Here is a 16,679-nt window from a genome sequence, read left to right as displayed (position 1 = left end):
ACCCCGAGCGCGCCGGGGCGGCCCGCCGCGACTCAGGACGCCGGCGCCGCCGACCCCGGCACCGGCCGCGCACCCACCGTCTCGGCCGTGCTCGCCTCGACGGCGCGGATGTGCCGGTAGGCGAACCAGAGCGGTGGGAACGCGCCGACCGCGAAGGACAGGTCGACCAGCGTCCAGAACCAGGGGATGTCCCGGATCGGGCCGCAGATCAACGCCAGCGGGACGATCCCCGCGCAGGCGATCATGCCGACCTGCACCACCCAGACGTTGCGCACCGGGTCGCGCAGCGGTCCCCAGAACGCCACCGCCAGCACCAGGTGGGCGAAGGCCAGCCAGTCGGTGCCGTAGAGCAGGAACGGGTAGTCCTCGCCGGCCGTCACGAGCCCGGTGTGCACCCGCTCGACCCAGTCGACCAGCGCCGGCACATGGCCGGCGAGCGGGTCCAGCGCGCGCAGCAGCCAGCGCACCTCGATCTCCAGCGGAAACGCGGTCACCCCGCTCAGGAATAGCCCGATCAGTACGACCCAGAGCCACCGGCGGGTTCGCCGTAGCCGCTCCTCAATGTCCATGATCGGAGCGTAGCGATGATCTTCATTTGCTTCGGCCCCGAAGGCCGGTCGTCCGGGGTGACCGCTGTCTCAGCGTTGGCCGCGGCACGGGGAGCGGTCAGAGCGGCCGGACGCACCCGGCGGAGTGCCGGCCGCTGCCCGCCGACATCGCGGGTCGGCTGTGGGCCGCCAGCGGCGAGCAGACGGGGCAGTACCGGGGACGTCCCGGCCGGACCCGGCTCGCCAGCCCTGGCCGCAGCGTCAGGTGGCGACCACCGACCGCGGCGGGCCCGACGATGCGAGCCGCCGTCCGCGCCATTGCCGGCACCGGCCTGCGCAGCGGCGGCACGACCAGCGCCAGGGTGTGCCCTCGGCGCAGCCGGCGACCGCGCTGCTGGTCCAGAGCGACCGCCGCCGCGACGGTGGCGACCGCCGCGACGGATCCGGCCAGGACGAGCGTCTGCCGGGGCCCGGCGTGCTCGGAGAGCCAGCCGAGCAGCGGCGCGCCGACCATGGCGGAGACCGAGCCGGTGACCGCGAGCGCGGCGAGCACCCGACCCCGCAGCGCGCCGTCGGTGTCGAGCTGGGCGCGGGTGCCGACGGTGGTGTCGATGACCACCGCGGCGGCGGCGATCGGCAGGATCACCGCCGCGAAGCTCCAGGTGCCCGGCGCGAGACCGGCGACGATCTGCAACGTGCTGGCCAGCAGGCCCGCGGTGACCAGGGTCCGGTAGCCCAGGTCACGTCGACGGGCGGCGGCGAGCGCGCCCAGCACCGTTCCGACCGCGAAGACGGTCGACAGGAGGCCGTAGCCGGACGCCCCGGCGTCGAGGGGCCCGTCGCTCATCGCCGCCATCGTCACCTGGTAGTTGCGTCCCAGACTGCCGAGCACGAACGCCAGGGCGAGCGCGAGCAGCAGCACCGGCTGGCCCCGCAGGTAGGCGAACCCGGCGCGGACGCCGCCGCGACTCCGGCCGCCGTCCGGCGCGGCCACCTGGTGACCGTGCAACGCCCCCTGACGTACGCCGAAGAGCGCCACCACCACGGCGACGAAGCTCGCCGCGTTGATGCCGAAGAGCAGCGCGGGACCGACGGCGGCCACCACGACGGCACCGAGACTCATGCCGAGGATGCGGCCGGCGGAGTTGGTGAGCGAGCCGAGCGCCAGGGCATTGCCGAGCGTCTCCCGGTCCACGAGGGTGGAGGACCAACGACCCGACACCGGGCCCTCGATCGCCGAGACGGCACCGCTGAGCAGGGAGATCGTGAAGATCAGCGGCAGGCCGCCGACACCGGTCAGGGCGACCGCCGCCAACCCCGCGGCGAGCGTGGCGTGGGCCACCTGGGCGGCGATCAGCAGCGGGCGGGCGGGGAGCCGGTCGGCCAGCACGCCGCCCCAGAGGCTGAGCAGCAGCGTGGGCGCGGCTTGGAGCAGCACGGCGAACCCCATGGAGGTCGCCGAGCCGGTCTCCTTCAGCACGTACCAGTTGACTCCGAGGACCTGCATCCAGGTCCCGATGACGGAGACGAACCCGGCGAGCGCCCAGATCCGGTAGTTCCGGTGGCGCAGCGCGGCGAAGGTGGCACCTCTGGCCACGACGAACCCTCCGATGCGATCGAGCATGATGAGCACGCCGATCGCGGCGCGGCCCGGCAGCGGACAAGTCTTGCGGCAGTTGAACCGATCTGCCCACACTCGTGACCGGCCTCACCGGTCCACCCGGGCGGCCGGCGCGGTGTACCACCGCGCCGGCCAGGTGCTCCGGTCCGTCGGGTCAGCGTGCGGCGAGCGGCTGCGCGGCCGGGGAGACCGGCGCCGGCAGCGCGCCGGAACCGCCGAGGTGACCGTCGATGGCGGCGGCCGCCGCACGCCCCTCGGCGATGGCCCAGACGATCAGCGAAGCGCCCCGGTGCATGTCGCCCGCGACGAACACGCCGTCGGCGTCGGTCTGCCAGTCGTCACGCGCGTCGACGGCGCCCCGGGGGTTACGGGTGACCCCGAACTGGGCCAGCAGCGGCTGCTGCTCGGTGCCCTCGAAGCCGATCGCCAGCAGCACCAGGTCCGCCGGCAGCTCCCGCTCCGAGCCGGGCACCACGGTGACCACTCGCCGGCCGTCGCGCTTCTCCACGGTCACCTCGGCGATCCGCACCGCCCGCACCTGACCGGTGCCGTCGTCCACGAACTCCTGCACCGCCACGGCGAAGACACGCTCGCCGCCCTCCTCGTGCGCCGGATAGCTGCGCAGGATCCACGGCCAGGTCGGCCACGGATCCCGCGCCTCGTCGCGCTCGCTCGGCGGCTGCGGGTACAGGTCGAGCTGGTGCACACCGGCCGCGCCCTGCCGGTGCGCGACGCCGAGGCAGTCGGCCGCGGTGTCACCGCCGCCGATGATCACGACGTGCTTGCCGGCGGCGTCGATCGGGGTGCCGTCCGGCAGCACCGCGACGGACGGGCGACCATCGCCGGCGGCGGCGACCACGCGGTTCGCGGCCACCAGATGCGCCATCGCCTGGTGTACGCCGCGCAGCTCCCGGCCCGGGGTCTCCGGGGTGTCCCGGCCCTGCAGAGCGCCGCAGGCCAGCAGCACCGCGTCGTGCTCGGCGCGCAACTGCTCGGCGGTGACGTCCACCCCGACGTTCACCCCGGTGCGGAAGCGCACCCCCTCGGCGACGAGCTGGGCCAGCCGGGCGTCGATGTGCCGCTTCTCCAGCTTGAAGTCGGGGATGCCGTACCGGAGCAGACCACCGATCGCGTCGTCGCGCTCGTACACCGTCACCGCGTGACCGGCGCGGACCAGCTGCTGGGCGGCGGCCAGGCCGGCGGGCCCGGAACCGACCACGGCGACCGACCGACCGGACGGCGCCGGCACCGGACGGGGCGCGAACCCGCGCGCCGCCGCGGCATCGGCGATCTCCACCTCGACCTGCTTGATGGTGACCGGCTGGCCGCCGGCGATGCCCAGCACACAGGACGCCTCGCAGGGCGCCGGACAGAGCCGGCCGGTGAACTCCGGAAAGTTGTTGGTGGCGTGCAGCGACTCCACCGCGGCGTCCCAGTTGCCGGTGCGGACCAGGTCGTTCCAGTCCGGGATCCGGTTGCCCAGCGGGCAGCCGTCGTGGCAGAACGGAATGCCGCAGTCCATGCAACGGGTGGCCTGCTCGCGGACCAGTTCCTCGCCGGCCGGCGGGTACACCTCACGCCAGTCGCTGATCCGCACCGGCACCGGGCGGCGGGCCGGCAGTCGCCGGTCGTAACGCAGGAAACCGTTCGGGTCAGGCACGAGCCACCTCCTGGGCGGCCACCCGCGGGGCGGGCGGCACCGGCGCGGCCGGTGGCGCGCTGAGCGCGCTCATCACCGCGTCGTCGACGTCGCGGCCGGCGGCTTCGGCGGCCCTCATGATCTCCAGCACCCGGCGGTAGTCGCGGGGCACCACCGCGGTGAACTCGGCCACCGCATCCGGCCAGCGCTTGAGCAGCTCCTCGGCGACCGCCGACCCGGTCTCGGCCACGTGCCGCTGGACCAGCTCGTGCAGCAGCACCTGCTCCTGCTCGCCCAGCGGCGCCAGGTCGACCAGCTCAGCGTTGACCCGGGCCCGGTCCAACTGGTGCACGAACGCCGTGCCACCGGACATCCCGGCGGCGAAGTTACGGCCCGTCGCGCCGAGCACCACCACCGTCCCGCCGGTCATGTACTCGCAGCCGTGGTCGCCGACACCCTCAACCACGGCGACCGCGCCGGAGTTGCGCACCGCGAAGCGCTCCCCCACCCGGCCGCGCAGGAAGACCTCACCGGCGGTGGCCCCGTACAGGATGGTGTTGCCGGCGATGATCTGGTCCTCGGCCCGCTCCCCCGGCTCGGCGTCGGCGTCGAGGAACGGCGCGGCGGCGTCCGGACGGACGATGATCCGCCCGCCGGAGAGGCCCTTGGCCACGTAGTCGTTGGCGTCGCCGTGCAGCCGCAGGGTCACCCCACGTGGCAGGAACGCGCCGAACGACTGCCCCGCGGTGCCGTGCAGCACGAACTCGATGGTGTCGTCGGGCAGGCCGGCGCCGCCGAAGCGGCGGGTCACCTCGCCGCCGAGCATGGCGCCGACGCTGCGGTGCTCGTTGCGTACCGCCACCTCGACCCGGACCGGCGCGCCGCTGGTCAGCGCCGGGCCGGCGAGCGCCATCAGCTCGTTGTCCAGGGCGTGCTCCAGGCCGTGGTCCTGGGCGCGCACGCCGCGCCGGGCAGCGCCGGCGGGAAGCTCCGGCAGGTGCAGGACGGGGGCCAGGTCGAGCCCGTGCGCCTTCCAGTGCGTCACCGCCGGGGCCACGTCGAGCAGCTCGGACTGGCCGATCGCCTCCTCGATCGACCGGAAGCCCAGCTCGGCCAGGTACCCGCGGACCTCCTCGGCGAGGAACAGGAAGAAGTTCTCCACGAACTCCGGGGTGCCGGTGAACCGCTCCCGCAGCACCGGGTTCTGGGTGGCGATGCCGACCGGGCAGGTGTCCAGGTGGCAGACCCGCATCATCACGCAGCCGGCGACGATCAGCGGCGCGGTGGCGAAGCCGAACTCCTCCGCGCCGAGCAGCGCCGCGACCAGCACGTCCCGGCCGGTCTTGAGCTGGCCGTCGACCTGCACGGTGACCCGGTCGCGCAGCTTGTTGAGCAGCAAGGTCTGCTGCGCCTCGGCCAACCCCAGCTCCCAGGGGGTGCCGGCGTGCTTGAGCGAGTTCATCGGGGACGCCCCGGTGCCTCCGTCGTGGCCGGAGATCAGGATGACGTCGGCCTTGAGCTTGGCCACCCCGGCGGCGACGGTGCCGACGCCGACCTCGCTGACCAGCTTGACGTGCACCCGGGCGGCCGGGTTGACGCACTTCAGGTCGTGCACCAGCTGGGCGAGGTCCTCGATCGAGTAGATGTCGTGGTGCGGCGGCGGGGAGATCAGACCGACGCCCGGGGTGGCGTGCCTGGTCCGGGCGATCCACGGCCAGACCTTGTTGCCGGGCAACTGCCCACCCTCGCCGGGCTTGGCGCCCTGGGCCATCTTGATCTGAAGGTCGTCGGCGTTGACCAGGTATTCACTCGTGACACCGAACCGGCCGCTGGCGATCTGCTTCACGGCGGAGCGGCGGGCCGGGTCGTGCAGCCGCTCGACGTCCTCGCCGCCCTCGCCGGTGTTGGACTTGCCGCCCAGCCGGTTCATCGCGATGGCGAGAGTCTCGTGCGCCTCCGCGGAGATCGACCCGTACGACATGGCGCCGGTGGCGAACCGCTTGACGATCTCGGTGGCCGGCTCGACCTCCTCGATCGGCACCGCCGGACGCACGCCGGTGCGCAACGTGAACAGCCCGCGCAGCGAACCGGCCCGCGCAGCCAGCTCGTCGACCTTCGCCGTGTACTGCCGGAAGATGTCGTACTGCCGGCTGCGGGTGGCGTGCTGGAGCAGGAAGACCGTCTCCGGGTTGAACAGGTGCAGCTCACCCTCGCGGCGCCACTGGTACTCGCCGCCGACCTCCAGCCGGTCGGAGGCGGGGGTGCCCGCCGGCGGCCAGGCCAGCGCGTGCCGGGCAGCCACCTCGGCGTGGACGCCGGCAAGCCCCACCCCGCCGATCCGACTGGGGGTGCCCCGGAAGTAGCGCTGGATCAGCCGGGTGTCCAGGCCGACCGCCTCGAAGACCTGCGCTCCGCAGTACGAGGAGACCGTCGAGATGCCCATCTTCGACATGATCTTCAGGACGCCCTTGCCGAGCGCCTTCGCGTAGTTGCGGACTGCGGCGGCCGGTTCCACCCCGACCAGCGCCTTCGTGGAGATCAGGTCCTCCACCGACTCGAACGCCAGGTACGGGTTGACCGCCGCCGCGCCGTAGCCGATCAGCACCGCCGCGTGGTGCACCTCCCGGCAGTCGCCGGACTCCACGATCAGCGCCGCCTGGGTGCGGGTCTGCTCCCGCACCAGGTGCTGGTGCACGGCGGCGGTGAGCAGCAGCGACGGGATCGGCGCGAGGTCGGCGTTGGAGTCCCGGTCGGAGAGCACCAGGATGCGTACGCCGTCCTCGATCGCCTCGGAGACGTGCCGGCAGATCTCGGTCAGCCGCGCCTTGATGCCGGCGGCGCCCTCCCGGATGCGGTACAGCCCGGAGACCCGGACCGCCTTGAAGCCGGGCAGGTCGCCGTCCTCGTCGATGGAGAGGATCTTCGCCAGCTCGTCGTTGTCGATGATCGGGTGCGGCAGCACGATCTGCCGGCAGCTCGCCGCGCCCGGGTCGAGCAGGTTGCCCTCCGGCCCGATCGTCGACCCCAGGCTGGTCACCAACTCCTCGCGGATGGCGTCCAGCGGAGGGTTGGTGACCTGGGCGAAGAGCTGATGGAAGTAGTCGTAGAGCAGCCGCGGTCGAGTGGACAGCGGCGAGATCGGGGTGTCCGTGCCCATCGAGCCGAGCGGCTCGGCGCCGGTGCGGGCCATCGGCGCGAGCAGGATCTTCAGCTCCTCCTGCGTGTAGCCGAAGGTCTGCTGGCGGCGACGCACCGAGTCGTGGGTGTACACGGTGTGCTCGCGCGCGGGCAGGTCGTCCAGCTCGATCAGCCCGGCGTGCAGCCACTCGCCGTACGGCTGCGCGGCGGCCAACTCGGACTTGATCTCCTCGTCGTGCACGATCCGGCCGGCGACGGTGTCGACCAGGAACATCTTCCCCGGCTGGAGCCGCCCCTTGGCGACCACCCGGGCCGGGTCGAGGTCGAGCACGCCCGCCTCGGAGCCGAGCACCACCAGCCCGTCAGCCGTACGCCACCAGCGCCCCGGACGCAGCCCGTTGCGGTCCAGCACCGCGCCGACGATCTCGCCGTCGGTGAAGGCCACCGAAGCCGGCCCGTCCCACGGCTCCATGAGGCTGGCGTGGAAGCGGTAGAAGGCGCGCTTGTCCGGCTTCATGCCGGGGTCGTTCTCCCACGCCTCGGGGATCATCATGAGCACCGCGTGCGGCAGGCTCCGCCCGGCCAGGTGCAGCAACTCCAGGACCTCGTCGAAGTTCGCCGAGTCGGAGGCGCCCGGGGTGCAGACCGGGAAGACCCGCCGGATGTTGCCCGGCACGTTCGGCGAGCGCAGCAGCGCCTCGCGGGCCTGCATCCAGTTGCGGTTGCCGCGGATCGTGTTGATCTCGCCGTTGTGCGCGATGAACCGGTACGGGTGCGCCAGCGGCCAGGACGGGAACGTGTTGGTGGAGAACCGGGAGTGCACCAGCGCGATCGCGCTGTCCACCCGCTCGTCGCGCAGGTCCGGGTAGTACGCCGGCAACTGGTCGGGCGTGAGCATCCCCTTGTAGACCATGGTCCGGCTGGACAGCGACGGGAAGTACGCCGGCACACCCCGCTCAGCGGTCTCCCGCTCGGCCTGCTTGCGCAGGCAGAACGCCACCCGGTCCAGCTCGATGCCGCGCAGCGCGGAACCGGCCGGGCCGGCGGGCGAGTCGGTGAGCCGGCGCGCGGCCAGGAAGAGCTGCCGGACCCGGGGCATCGCCGCCAGGGCGGTCTCGCCCAACCCGGTCGGGTCGGTCGGCACGTCCCGCCAGCCGAGCAGGTCCGCCCCCTCGACGAGCGCGTACTTCTCGATGACCCGGCGGGCGCGGGCCTCCGCGGCGTCGTCGTCGGGGAGGAAGACCAGACCGGTGGCGTACTCACCCGCCGGTGGCAGCGCGATGTCGGCCACCGCGCGCAGGAACGCGTCCGGGACCTGGAGCATGATGCCCGCGCCGTCGCCGGTGTTGGGCTCCGCGCCGCGGGCGCCCCGATGGTCCAGCCGGCAGAGCGCGCCGAGCCCGTTGGCGACGACCGCGTGTGAACGCCGGCCGTGCAGGTCCGCCACGAACGCCACTCCGCAGGCGTCGTGCTCCAGCGCCGGGTCGTACAGGCCCTGGGCGGGCGGGCGGAGGCCAGGCATCGGGGACGCCTGCGGGCTGTGCGGGTACGGCTGTGACTTGTGCGGGTACGGCTGAGCCACCGGGCCTCCTGTCGTCACTCAGGTTGGAACATGGTGGGGACGACGTCGGCCCGTGGGTCTATTGAGTCTACGTTAGGGCGCGGCCCGCAAGGCCACTCAAGATTGATCACACCGTCCAGAGTCTGGGACGTGTAGTCTCGCGCGGTGGATCCGCTGCACAAGGACGTCTTCGACCGGTTGGAACGCTTCTACGACGCGGTGCCCCGCGACGTCGCCGGCGTGGAGGAGCATGGCGGTCTGGTGTTGTTCGTCCGCGACGGCGCCGGCTGGCCGTTCTACGCCCGGCCCCGCCTCGACGCGACCGAGCCGCCGTCGTTGGCCGACATCACGTCGGTCCGCGAGCGGCAAAGGGAGTTGGGCCTGCCCGAGGCCTTCGAGTGGGTGCACGAGACGACCCCGGAGCTGCTGGCGGTGGCCCGTTCGGCGGGGCTGAGCGTGCTGGAGGCGCCGTTGATGGTCCTCGACCCGACCGCGCTGCCCGACCCGGCGACGCTCTCCGACGTACCGGTGCGGGTGCTGGCGGCGGACTCACCGGGCTTCGCCGCCGACGTGGCGGCCCGGCGGGCGGTGGCGGCGGTGTCGTTCGCCGCCGCCGGCACCGCGCCGGGCGACGCCGGCCCGGCCGAGCGGGACGCCGCGATCAGCGAGCTGGAGCTGGCCGCGCTGGACGAGGAACGGTCCAGGGTCGCCGACGGCCGGCGGATCTCCGCGCTGGCCGGCACGCCGACCGAGGGCGCGCTGGCCAGCGGCATGGCGATGCGGGTGGACGACGTCGCCGAGATCGCCGGGGTGGCCACCCTGCCGGCCGCCCGGCGGCGCGGGCTGGGCGCCGCGCTGACCGCCACCATCGCCCGGGAACTGCTCGCCGCGGGCACCGACGTGGTCTTCCTCTCCGCGGGCAGCGAGGAGATCGCCCGGGTCTACCTGCGGGTCGGCTTCCGTCGGATCGGCACCGCCTGCATCGCCGAGCCCGCCGCGCTCATCCCCTGACGCCTCCCCCGGCCATCGGCCGGGTCGACCCGCGCCTTGGATCAGGCGGGTGGACGCCACTGGGCGGCGGAGGCGGCGGCGCTGGAGAGCAGCCGCGAGTTGATCGTGCCGAGCGCGGCGTCCCGGGCGCGCAGCGCCAACCGACCCCGGGTCTGGAGCACCGCCGACATCCGCCGGGTCTGCCGGACCACCGTCGCCGCCCGGGGGCGGCGCACCCGGTCATACGCCTGCACGGCGTCGGGTAGCCGTGCCTCGCGCAGCAGGGACGCGAGCGTCGCGGCGTCCTCGAAGGCGAGGCAGGCGCCCTGGCCGAGATGCGGCGGCATGGCGTGCGCGGCGTCGCCGAGCAGTACCACGCCGCCCGGCCCGACCGGGAAGCCGTACGCGCGGGGCAGCGGGCGCAGCTCGCGGACCTCCTGCTGGACCAGGTCCGCCGGGTCGGTGGCGTCGAGCAGCGCGCCGATCGGCTCCGGCCAGCCGGCGTACCAGCGGCGGAGCAGGGCGAGCTGGGTCTCCGGCGGCTCCGGTCGGGGCGCGCCGGCGGCGGTGGCCACCCAGTAGATGCCGCCCCGGGTGGAGCCGCCCGAGGAGCCGCGCTCGCCGAGCGAGGCGGCCACGAACCGGTAGCCCGCGCCGAGAACCTCACCGGCGAGCGGCTGGTCGGCGGGCAGCCGGGGCGCCCGGTACCAGGGGATGACGGCCCGCCAGGCGGCGCAGCCGGAGCTGACCACCCCGGATTCGGGGGCGAGTTGGCGGCGGATCGCGCTGTCCGTGCCGTCGGCGGCGATCACCAGGTCGGCTTCGAGGGTTTGCCGCCCGTCGCCGACCGCCGGCCGCTCACCCGGCTCGACCCGGACGTGGCGCACGGTCACCCCGGTACGCAGCTCCACCCGCTCGCCCAGTCCGGCGATCAACGCGTCGTGCAGGTCTTCGCGGTGCACCACCACCGGCATCCGATCGGCCGGGATGGGCCGGGGCTGCACCAGCCAGTGGCCGTCCGGGCGCCGGACCCCGCCGTCGGGCAACGGCGTGGCGATCGCGGCCAGGCCGGCGCCGAGGCCGAGTGCCTGCAACGCGCGGACACCGTTGGGCCACAGCACCACGGCGGTCGGCTCGGGACGGACCCGCTCGGCGCGTTCCAACAGGGTGACCTGCCAGCCGGAACGGGCCAGCGCGCCGGAGACCGCGAGGCCACCGACCCCCGCGCCGACCACCACCGCGCTTCGCATCGGTGCCGCCCCCGCTCAGCTGTCCCGGTCGGCGGGGCGCACGCCTGCGGCGTCCGCCCGGTCGTCGCGGGCTTCCGGCGTACCGTCCGTCGTTTGCTCGTCGGCCGACGGCTCATCGCCGGGCGCCGCCGGGTCGAGCGGCTCAGCGTCGACGGGCCGGTCGTCGTCCCCGGTGGCCGGCTCGGGCGGCACCACGCCGTTGTCCTGCCAGGCCTGGTACTGCTCCTCGCTGACCACCCGGTAGCCCTCCGGCGCGGAGGCCCGCGCGGGGGTCTCCCGCTCGGAGAGGTCGACCTGGGACAGGTCTGAGGTGGTGGGCGGGGTCGGGGTCGCCGCAGCGCCGAGCGGGATCAGGTACTCCCGAGGGCCGCGGACCCGCACGAAGTAGATCAACGCGCCGAGGAAGACCAGGGCGGCGGTCCACACGTTGAGCCGGACCCCGAGGATCTGGTTCGCCTCGTCGGTGCGCATCAGCTCGATCCAGAACCGGCCGACGGTGTAACCCATCACGTAGAGCGCGAAGGCCCGGCCCCGGCCCAGCTTCAGTCGCCGGTCGAGGACGAGGACGAGGGCGACCACGCCGAGGTTCCACAGCGCCTCGTAGAGGAAGGTCGGCTGGTACAGGCCCGGTTCGAGGATCGGTTGGCCGGCGTCGTCGCGCAGCGCGTGCCCCGGGTTGTCCGGGTCCATCCGGTGAATCTTCAGGCCCCACGGCAGGGTGGTCTGCGCGCCGAACAGCTCGTTGTTGAACCAGTTGCCGACCCGGCCGACGGCCTGGGCCAGCGGCAGCCCGGGGGCCAGCGCGTCGGCCACCACGCTGAACGGGATGCCGAGCTGCCGGGCCGCGATCCACGCGCCGAGCGCGCCTCCGGCGACCGCCCCCCAGATGCCGAGACCGCCCTCCCAGATGGCGAACGCCTTCATCGGGTCACCGCCGGCGCCGAAGTATTTCTCGGGGGAGGTGATCACGTGGTAGATCCGGGCGCCGATGATGCCCGTGGGCACCGCCCAGACGGCGATGTCGAGCACCGCGCCGGGCGCGACACCGCGCTGGCGCAGGCGACGCTCGGTCACCCAGCAGGCCAGCACGATGCCGAGGATGATGCACAGTGCGTACGCCCGGATCGGCACCGGCCCGAGCTGCCAGACTGCGGTGCTGGGACTGGGCAGGGCCGCCTGGGGGGACAGCGAGGCGAGGGTCACGGGTGCACACGCTACCGCTGTGCACCCCCGAAGCGGCACCCCGGGCCGTTGCCCACGCATCCCGGTGACTTCTGGTTTGCACCGCCGTACGCTCTTTGTCCATGAGCTCGCTCACCTGGGCGGTCGCCGCGGTCGTCACCGACGACGCCGGCCGGGTGCTGCTTTGCCGGCAGGGCCGGGGCGAGCGCCGGTACGCACTGCCCGGTGGACGGCTGCGCCCGGCGGAGAGCCCGGTCCAGGCCGCGCTGCGGGACATTCGCGCGGAGACCGGCTGGGAGATCGAGCTGGTCGACCTGGTCGGCGTCTACCACCTGACCAGCCCCACGGCGAGCACGCCGGCCGGGCGCGCGGGGCCGCTGCCGGACGTCCTGGTGCACGTGTTCCGGGCCCGCGCGGTCGAGGTCCAACCGGCCGCCGACCCGCCGCCGGGTTGCCGGCTGTCCTGGCACGCCCCTGCCGCACTGCCCGAAGCGGTCACCCCACTCACCCGAGCCGCCGTCACCGACGCGGCCGCCGGCCGCTCCGGCGTGCTGCGCGACGCCGGGTGGACGCCACACACCGTCGATCCGGCACCACGCCCGATCGCTGGTCACGCAGACGGGGACGGCCGGCGGGACATCAACCGCGACGGCGGACCACCGCCCGGCCACGACGGCCGGTCTGGACCCGACCAAGAGGGGCGGCCGGGCGTGGGGCAGCCACCGGAGCAACGTGGCGGGGCGCCGGACGAGTCACTCCGGCCCTGACCGTGCCGGGGCCAACACCACGACCGGGGGATCAAGCATCGACGGATGGTTCCGCGCACTACGGCCAACTGAGGCAGCCTTGCGCGATTCGCCACCGCCCGCACGGCGGCATCACTCAATTGAGCGGTATACCTCTGAGTCATATTTATGACTCAGAGGTATACCGCTCGAAGCAGGAAGATGCCCGGCTCAGCGCCACGCCGACTCGCCGAACCACGCGCCCCGGTGCGAGAGCCAGCCGCCCCGCCATCGCTACGGACGCCGAGCCACGGACCGACGGGACGGACAGTAACCAGGGAGGGTGCGAGACCGGCCGGGGGAAAGGTCCGACCGCGCCGGCGGTCAGCGGGTCGGTGTGCGGACGCCCTCGGCGAGTTCGGCGCTCAGTGTGCGAAGCGCGGTCAGACCATCCGCCTCGGAGGGCACGTCGAGCAGGCAGCGGACCAGTGCGCTGCCGACGATGACCCCGTCGGCGTATCCGGCGACGGTGCCGGCCTGTGCACCGGTGCCTACGCCCAGACCGACACCGACCGGCAGGTCGGTGACCGCGCGGACCCGGGAGACGAGCGTCGGAGCGGCGTCTGAGGTCTGCGCCCGGGCCCCGGTCACACCCATCACGGCGGTGGCGTAGACGAAGCCCCGGCAGTGCTCCACGGTCATCGCCAGCCGGGCGTCCGTCGACGACGGCGAGACCAGGAACGTGCGGTCCAAGCCGTGTGCGTCCGAGGCGGCCAGCCACTCGTCCGCCTCGTCGGGGATGAGATCCGGGGTGATCAGGCCGGTCCCGCCGGCGGCGGCGAGATCGCGGGCGAACGCGTCCACGCCGTAGCGCTCGATCGGGTTCCAGTAGGTCATCGTGACCACCGGGGCACCGGTGGCCGCCACCGCCTCGATGATGCGCAACGCGTCCGCGGTGCGTACCCCGCCGGCGAGCGCGATGTCACTGGCCTTCTGGATGACCGGCCCGTCCATCACCGGGTCGGAGTACGGAATCTCCACCTCGATGACGTCGACGCCGGCCTCGACCATCGCGATCATCGCCGCGATGCTGCCCTCGACCGTCGGGAACCCGGCCGGCATGCAGCCGACCAGCAGGGCCCGCCCGTCAGCTCGTGCCTTGTCGAAGGCCACCCCGATCCGGCTCATCTCACCGCTCCTTGTCGAGGATGCCGAAGTAGTCACCGGCGGTGTGCACGTCCTTGTCGCCCCGCCCGGAGAGGTTGACCACGATGGTGGGCTCCCGGCCCAGCTCGGCGGCGAGCTTCGGGGCCAGCGCGACGGTGCCGGCGAGCGCGTGTGCGCTCTCGATCGCCGGGATGATCCCCTCGGTGCGGCAGAGCAGCTCGAACGCGGCCATCGCCTCGTCGTCCGTGACCGGCTGGTAGCTGGCCCGGCCGGTGTCGTGCAGCCAGGCGTGCTCGGGCCCGACGCCCGGGTAGTCCAGCCCGGCGGAGATCGAGTGCGACTCCAACGTCTGCCCGTCGGCGTCCTGCAGCACGTAGGTGCGGGTGCCGTGCAGCACGCCGGCCGACCCGCCGGTGATGCTGGCCGCGTGGCGGCCGGTCGCCACCCCGTCGCCACCGGCCTCGAAGCCGTACAGCCGCACGTCCTCGTCGCCCACGAAGGCGTGGAAGATGCCCAGGGCGTTGGAGCCGCCGCCGACGCAGGCGGTGACCGCGTCCGGCAGCGCGCCGGTGAGATCCAGGCACTGCTGGCGGGCCTCGTCGCCGATACCGCGGACGAAGTCACGGACCATCGCCGGGAACGGGTGCGGACCGGCGGCGGTGCCGATCAGGTAGTGCGTCTCGTCGACGTTGGCCACCCAGTCGCGCATCGCCTCGTTCATCGCGTCCTTGAGGGTGCGCGAGCCGGTGGTCACCGGGACGACGGTGGCGCCGAGCATCCGCATCCGGGCCACGTTGAGCGCCTGCCGCTCGGTGTCGACCTGGCCCATGTAGACCACACACTCCAGGTCGAACAGGGCGGCGGCGGTCGCGGTGGCCACGCCGTGCTGGCCCGCTCCGGTCTCCGCGATCACCCGGGTCTTGCCCATTCGCTTGGTGAGCAGCGCCTGGCCGAGCACGTTGCGCACCTTGTGCGCCCCGGTGTGGTTGAGGTCCTCGCGCTTGAGCAGCACCCGCGCGCCGACCTTCGCGGAGAACCGCCGGGCCTCGTACAGCAGCGACGGGGTACCGGCGTAGTCGCGCAGCAGCGCGCCGAACTCGGCCCGGAACGACTCGTCCGCCATCGCCGTGCGCCACGCCCCGTCGAGCTCGTCCAGCGCGGCCACCAGGGCCTCGGGCACGAATCGACCGCCGAAACGGCCGAAGTGGCCGGCGGAGTCGGGCTGCGTACCGGCCGCCGGGGCCAGCGCGTCGGCGCTCATCGGACATCCTCTCGGTGGGGCGTCGGACCGGTGCGAGGTCAGCGCACCGGCCGGGGCGTTGCCGGGTGGTTACCGGCGTTGACCAGTTCGGCCACCGCCTCCCGGGGGCTCTTCTGCGTGACCAGGCCCTCGCCGACGAGGACCGCGTCAGCGCCCGCGGAGGCGTACCGGATCAGGTCGTGCGGGCCGCGGACGCCAGACTCGGCGATCTTGACGACGCTGCTGGGCAGGCCGGGCGCGATCCGCTCGAACACCGACCGGTCGACCTCCAGGGTACGCAGGTCACGGGCGTTGACCCCGATCACCTGCGCGCCGGCCTCCAGGGCCCGGTCGGCCTCCTCCTCGTCGTGCACCTCGACCAGAGCGGTCATGCCCAGCGACTCGATCCGCTCCAGCAGGCCCATCAGGACGTTCTGTTCGAGTGCGGCGACGATCAGCAGGACCAGGTCGGCGCCGTGCGCGCGCGCCTCGTGGATCTGGTAGCTGGAGACCACGAAGTCCTTGCGCAGCACCGGCACGGAGACCGCGGCACGGACGGCCGCCAGGTCGTCCAGCGAACCGCCGAACCAGCGCCCCTCGGTGAGCACGCTGATCGCCCGCGCCCCACCCGAGGCGTAGTCGACGGCGAGGTCGGCCGGATCGGCGATCTCGGCCAGACGGCCCTTGGACGGCGAGGAGCGCTTCACCTCGGCGATCACCGCGACGCCGGGCTTGCGCAGCGCCGCGTACGCGTCCAGCGGCGGTGGCGCCGCCGCTGCCAGTTCACGGATCCGCTCCAGCGGAACCTGCTCCTGGCGCCGGGCGACGTCCTCGCGTACGCCAGCCAGGATCTCGTCGAGCACGCTTACGGACGCCGCCTGACCGGCTTCGTCCCCCTCCGCGTGCGCATGCTCATCAGTCACCGTCGGACTCCCCTCTCCGGGTGTCATGGGCCGATGCTAGGGGCAGCCGACCGGAGCCGGGAGCCGGGGGTATGGCGCTGCTCACGAAAAGGCCTGCGGCATAATGGCCGACTTGCCGTGAACGGGATGTCACCCAGTGCCACCTCCGGCATCGACCAGAGTCGTACGACGAGAGCCTGGCAGCCCGGCGGACCGGGCCGATCCACCGATCATGCCACGCGGCCCGCGATGACAGTGAAACCTGTCGATGCTGTGAGCAAGCTCAAGGCCGAACGGCCGGTGCCTGGTCACGCCCGAGGCGGGACAGTTGACCGGGCGGTCACCCCGGCGAAACGTCAGCCGGTCAGCATCGTCCTCGGGCAGACTCGATGGCGCGCCTGCCCGACCGTCGCCAACTCCTCGTGCGAGGTGACCATGAGCATTTCCGAGCCGACCCCGAGCATCGGGCTGACCACCGTCTCGCGGACCGTGGCGTCGCTCGCCGTCGGGGTGGTGCACACGCTGGAGCGGGCCATGGTCGGCGAGGGGCGGATGCGGACCGCGCGCGGCAACGCCTGGGAGGCGGTCTGCGCCGACCGGGCCCGCGCCGACCGGCGCGCCGAACTGGACCGCCTGGTGGCCGAGTTGACCGCCGCCCGCGCCGCCGCCCGCCGCCAGCAGCGGGAGCGCCACCCGGTCGGCTGACACCCCCCGGC

Annotated in this window: 12 protein-coding genes; 3 read left to right on the top strand and 9 right to left on the bottom strand. The window is 73.5% G+C overall.

What is annotated here, in order from left to right; genetic code table 11:
* Positions 1-32: 32 nt before the first annotated feature.
* From EAD98_RS20470 to gltB, 4 genes are all read right to left on the bottom strand, one after another.
* On the bottom strand, positions 33-569 hold the full coding sequence (locus tag EAD98_RS20470) for a hypothetical protein (protein ID WP_121655659.1): 537 nt from the start codon (positions 567-569) through the stop codon (positions 33-35).
* A 97-nt stretch (positions 570-666) separates the two neighbouring features.
* Positions 667-2,172 (bottom strand): MFS transporter, encoded by a 1,506-nt coding sequence (locus tag EAD98_RS20465; protein WP_233583904.1) that lies wholly within the window; start codon positions 2,170-2,172, stop codon positions 667-669.
* A 151-nt stretch (positions 2,173-2,323) separates the two neighbouring features.
* Positions 2,324-3,829: a glutamate synthase subunit beta gene (locus EAD98_RS20460; protein WP_121655658.1), complete on the bottom strand. Its 1,506-nt coding sequence runs from the start codon at positions 3,827-3,829 to the stop codon at positions 2,324-2,326.
* The gene (gene gltB / locus EAD98_RS20455; RefSeq protein WP_121655662.1) at positions 3,822-8,468 is read right to left on the bottom strand and encodes a glutamate synthase large subunit; all 4,647 of its coding nucleotides are present in this window, start codon (positions 8,466-8,468) and stop codon (positions 3,822-3,824) included. Before gltB ends, EAD98_RS20460 begins: the two co-directional genes overlap by 8 nt.
* 213 nt (positions 8,469-8,681) lie before the next feature.
* On the opposite strand from gltB, the gene EAD98_RS20450 reads away from it, so the two are divergent.
* Positions 8,682-9,518: a GNAT family N-acetyltransferase gene (locus EAD98_RS20450; protein WP_121655661.1), complete on the top strand. Its 837-nt coding sequence runs from the start codon at positions 8,682-8,684 to the stop codon at positions 9,516-9,518.
* Positions 9,519-9,559: 41 nt separating this feature from the next.
* Here the strand turns inward: EAD98_RS20450 and EAD98_RS20445 are convergent, their stop codons facing one another.
* Together EAD98_RS20445 and lgt are read right to left on the bottom strand one after the other, a co-directional pair.
* Positions 9,560-10,747, bottom strand: coding sequence for an NAD(P)/FAD-dependent oxidoreductase (locus tag EAD98_RS20445; protein WP_121655657.1), 1,188 nt, complete (start codon positions 10,745-10,747; stop codon positions 9,560-9,562).
* 15 nt (positions 10,748-10,762) lie between these two features.
* Positions 10,763-11,950, bottom strand: a complete 1,188-nt coding sequence (lgt, locus tag EAD98_RS20440; RefSeq protein ID WP_121655656.1) for a prolipoprotein diacylglyceryl transferase — start codon at positions 11,948-11,950, stop codon at positions 10,763-10,765.
* Between the two features lie 101 nt (positions 11,951-12,051).
* Between lgt and EAD98_RS20435 the strand changes: the two genes are divergently transcribed.
* Positions 12,052-12,696, top strand: coding sequence for an NUDIX hydrolase (locus EAD98_RS20435; RefSeq protein ID WP_121655655.1), 645 nt, complete (start codon positions 12,052-12,054; stop codon positions 12,694-12,696).
* A gap of 342 nt (positions 12,697-13,038) precedes the next feature.
* On the opposite strand, the gene trpA is transcribed toward EAD98_RS20435, so the two are convergent.
* The 3 genes from trpA to trpC are packed head-to-tail and all read right to left on the bottom strand — an operon-like array spanning position 13,039 to position 15,924.
* Positions 13,039-13,842 carry a tryptophan synthase subunit alpha gene (gene trpA / locus EAD98_RS20430; protein WP_121655654.1) on the bottom strand — a complete coding sequence of 268 codons (804 nt, stop codon included), beginning with the start codon at positions 13,840-13,842 and terminating at the stop codon, positions 13,039-13,041.
* Position 13,843: 1 nt separating this feature from the next.
* Complete coding sequence (trpB, locus tag EAD98_RS20425) at positions 13,844-15,082, bottom strand: tryptophan synthase subunit beta (RefSeq protein ID WP_121655653.1); 1,239 nt, start codon at positions 15,080-15,082, stop codon at positions 13,844-13,846.
* Between the two features lie 38 nt (positions 15,083-15,120).
* The gene (gene trpC, locus EAD98_RS20420) at positions 15,121-15,924 is read right to left on the bottom strand and encodes an indole-3-glycerol phosphate synthase TrpC (protein WP_199723479.1); all 804 of its coding nucleotides are present in this window, start codon (positions 15,922-15,924) and stop codon (positions 15,121-15,123) included.
* A 474-nt stretch (positions 15,925-16,398) separates the two neighbouring features.
* Here trpC and EAD98_RS20415 point away from each other — a divergent pair, with 474 nt between their 5' ends.
* Complete coding sequence (locus tag EAD98_RS20415; protein WP_121655660.1) at positions 16,399-16,668, top strand: hypothetical protein; 270 nt, start codon at positions 16,399-16,401, stop codon at positions 16,666-16,668.
* Positions 16,669-16,679 lie beyond the last annotated feature (11 nt).

The organism is Micromonospora sp. CV4 (assembly GCF_003667455.1).
Classification (GTDB): domain Bacteria; phylum Actinomycetota; class Actinomycetes; order Mycobacteriales; family Micromonosporaceae; genus Micromonospora.
Note: the sequence above shows the minus strand (reverse complement) of the source record. Positions and strands in the feature narration are given on the sequence as shown.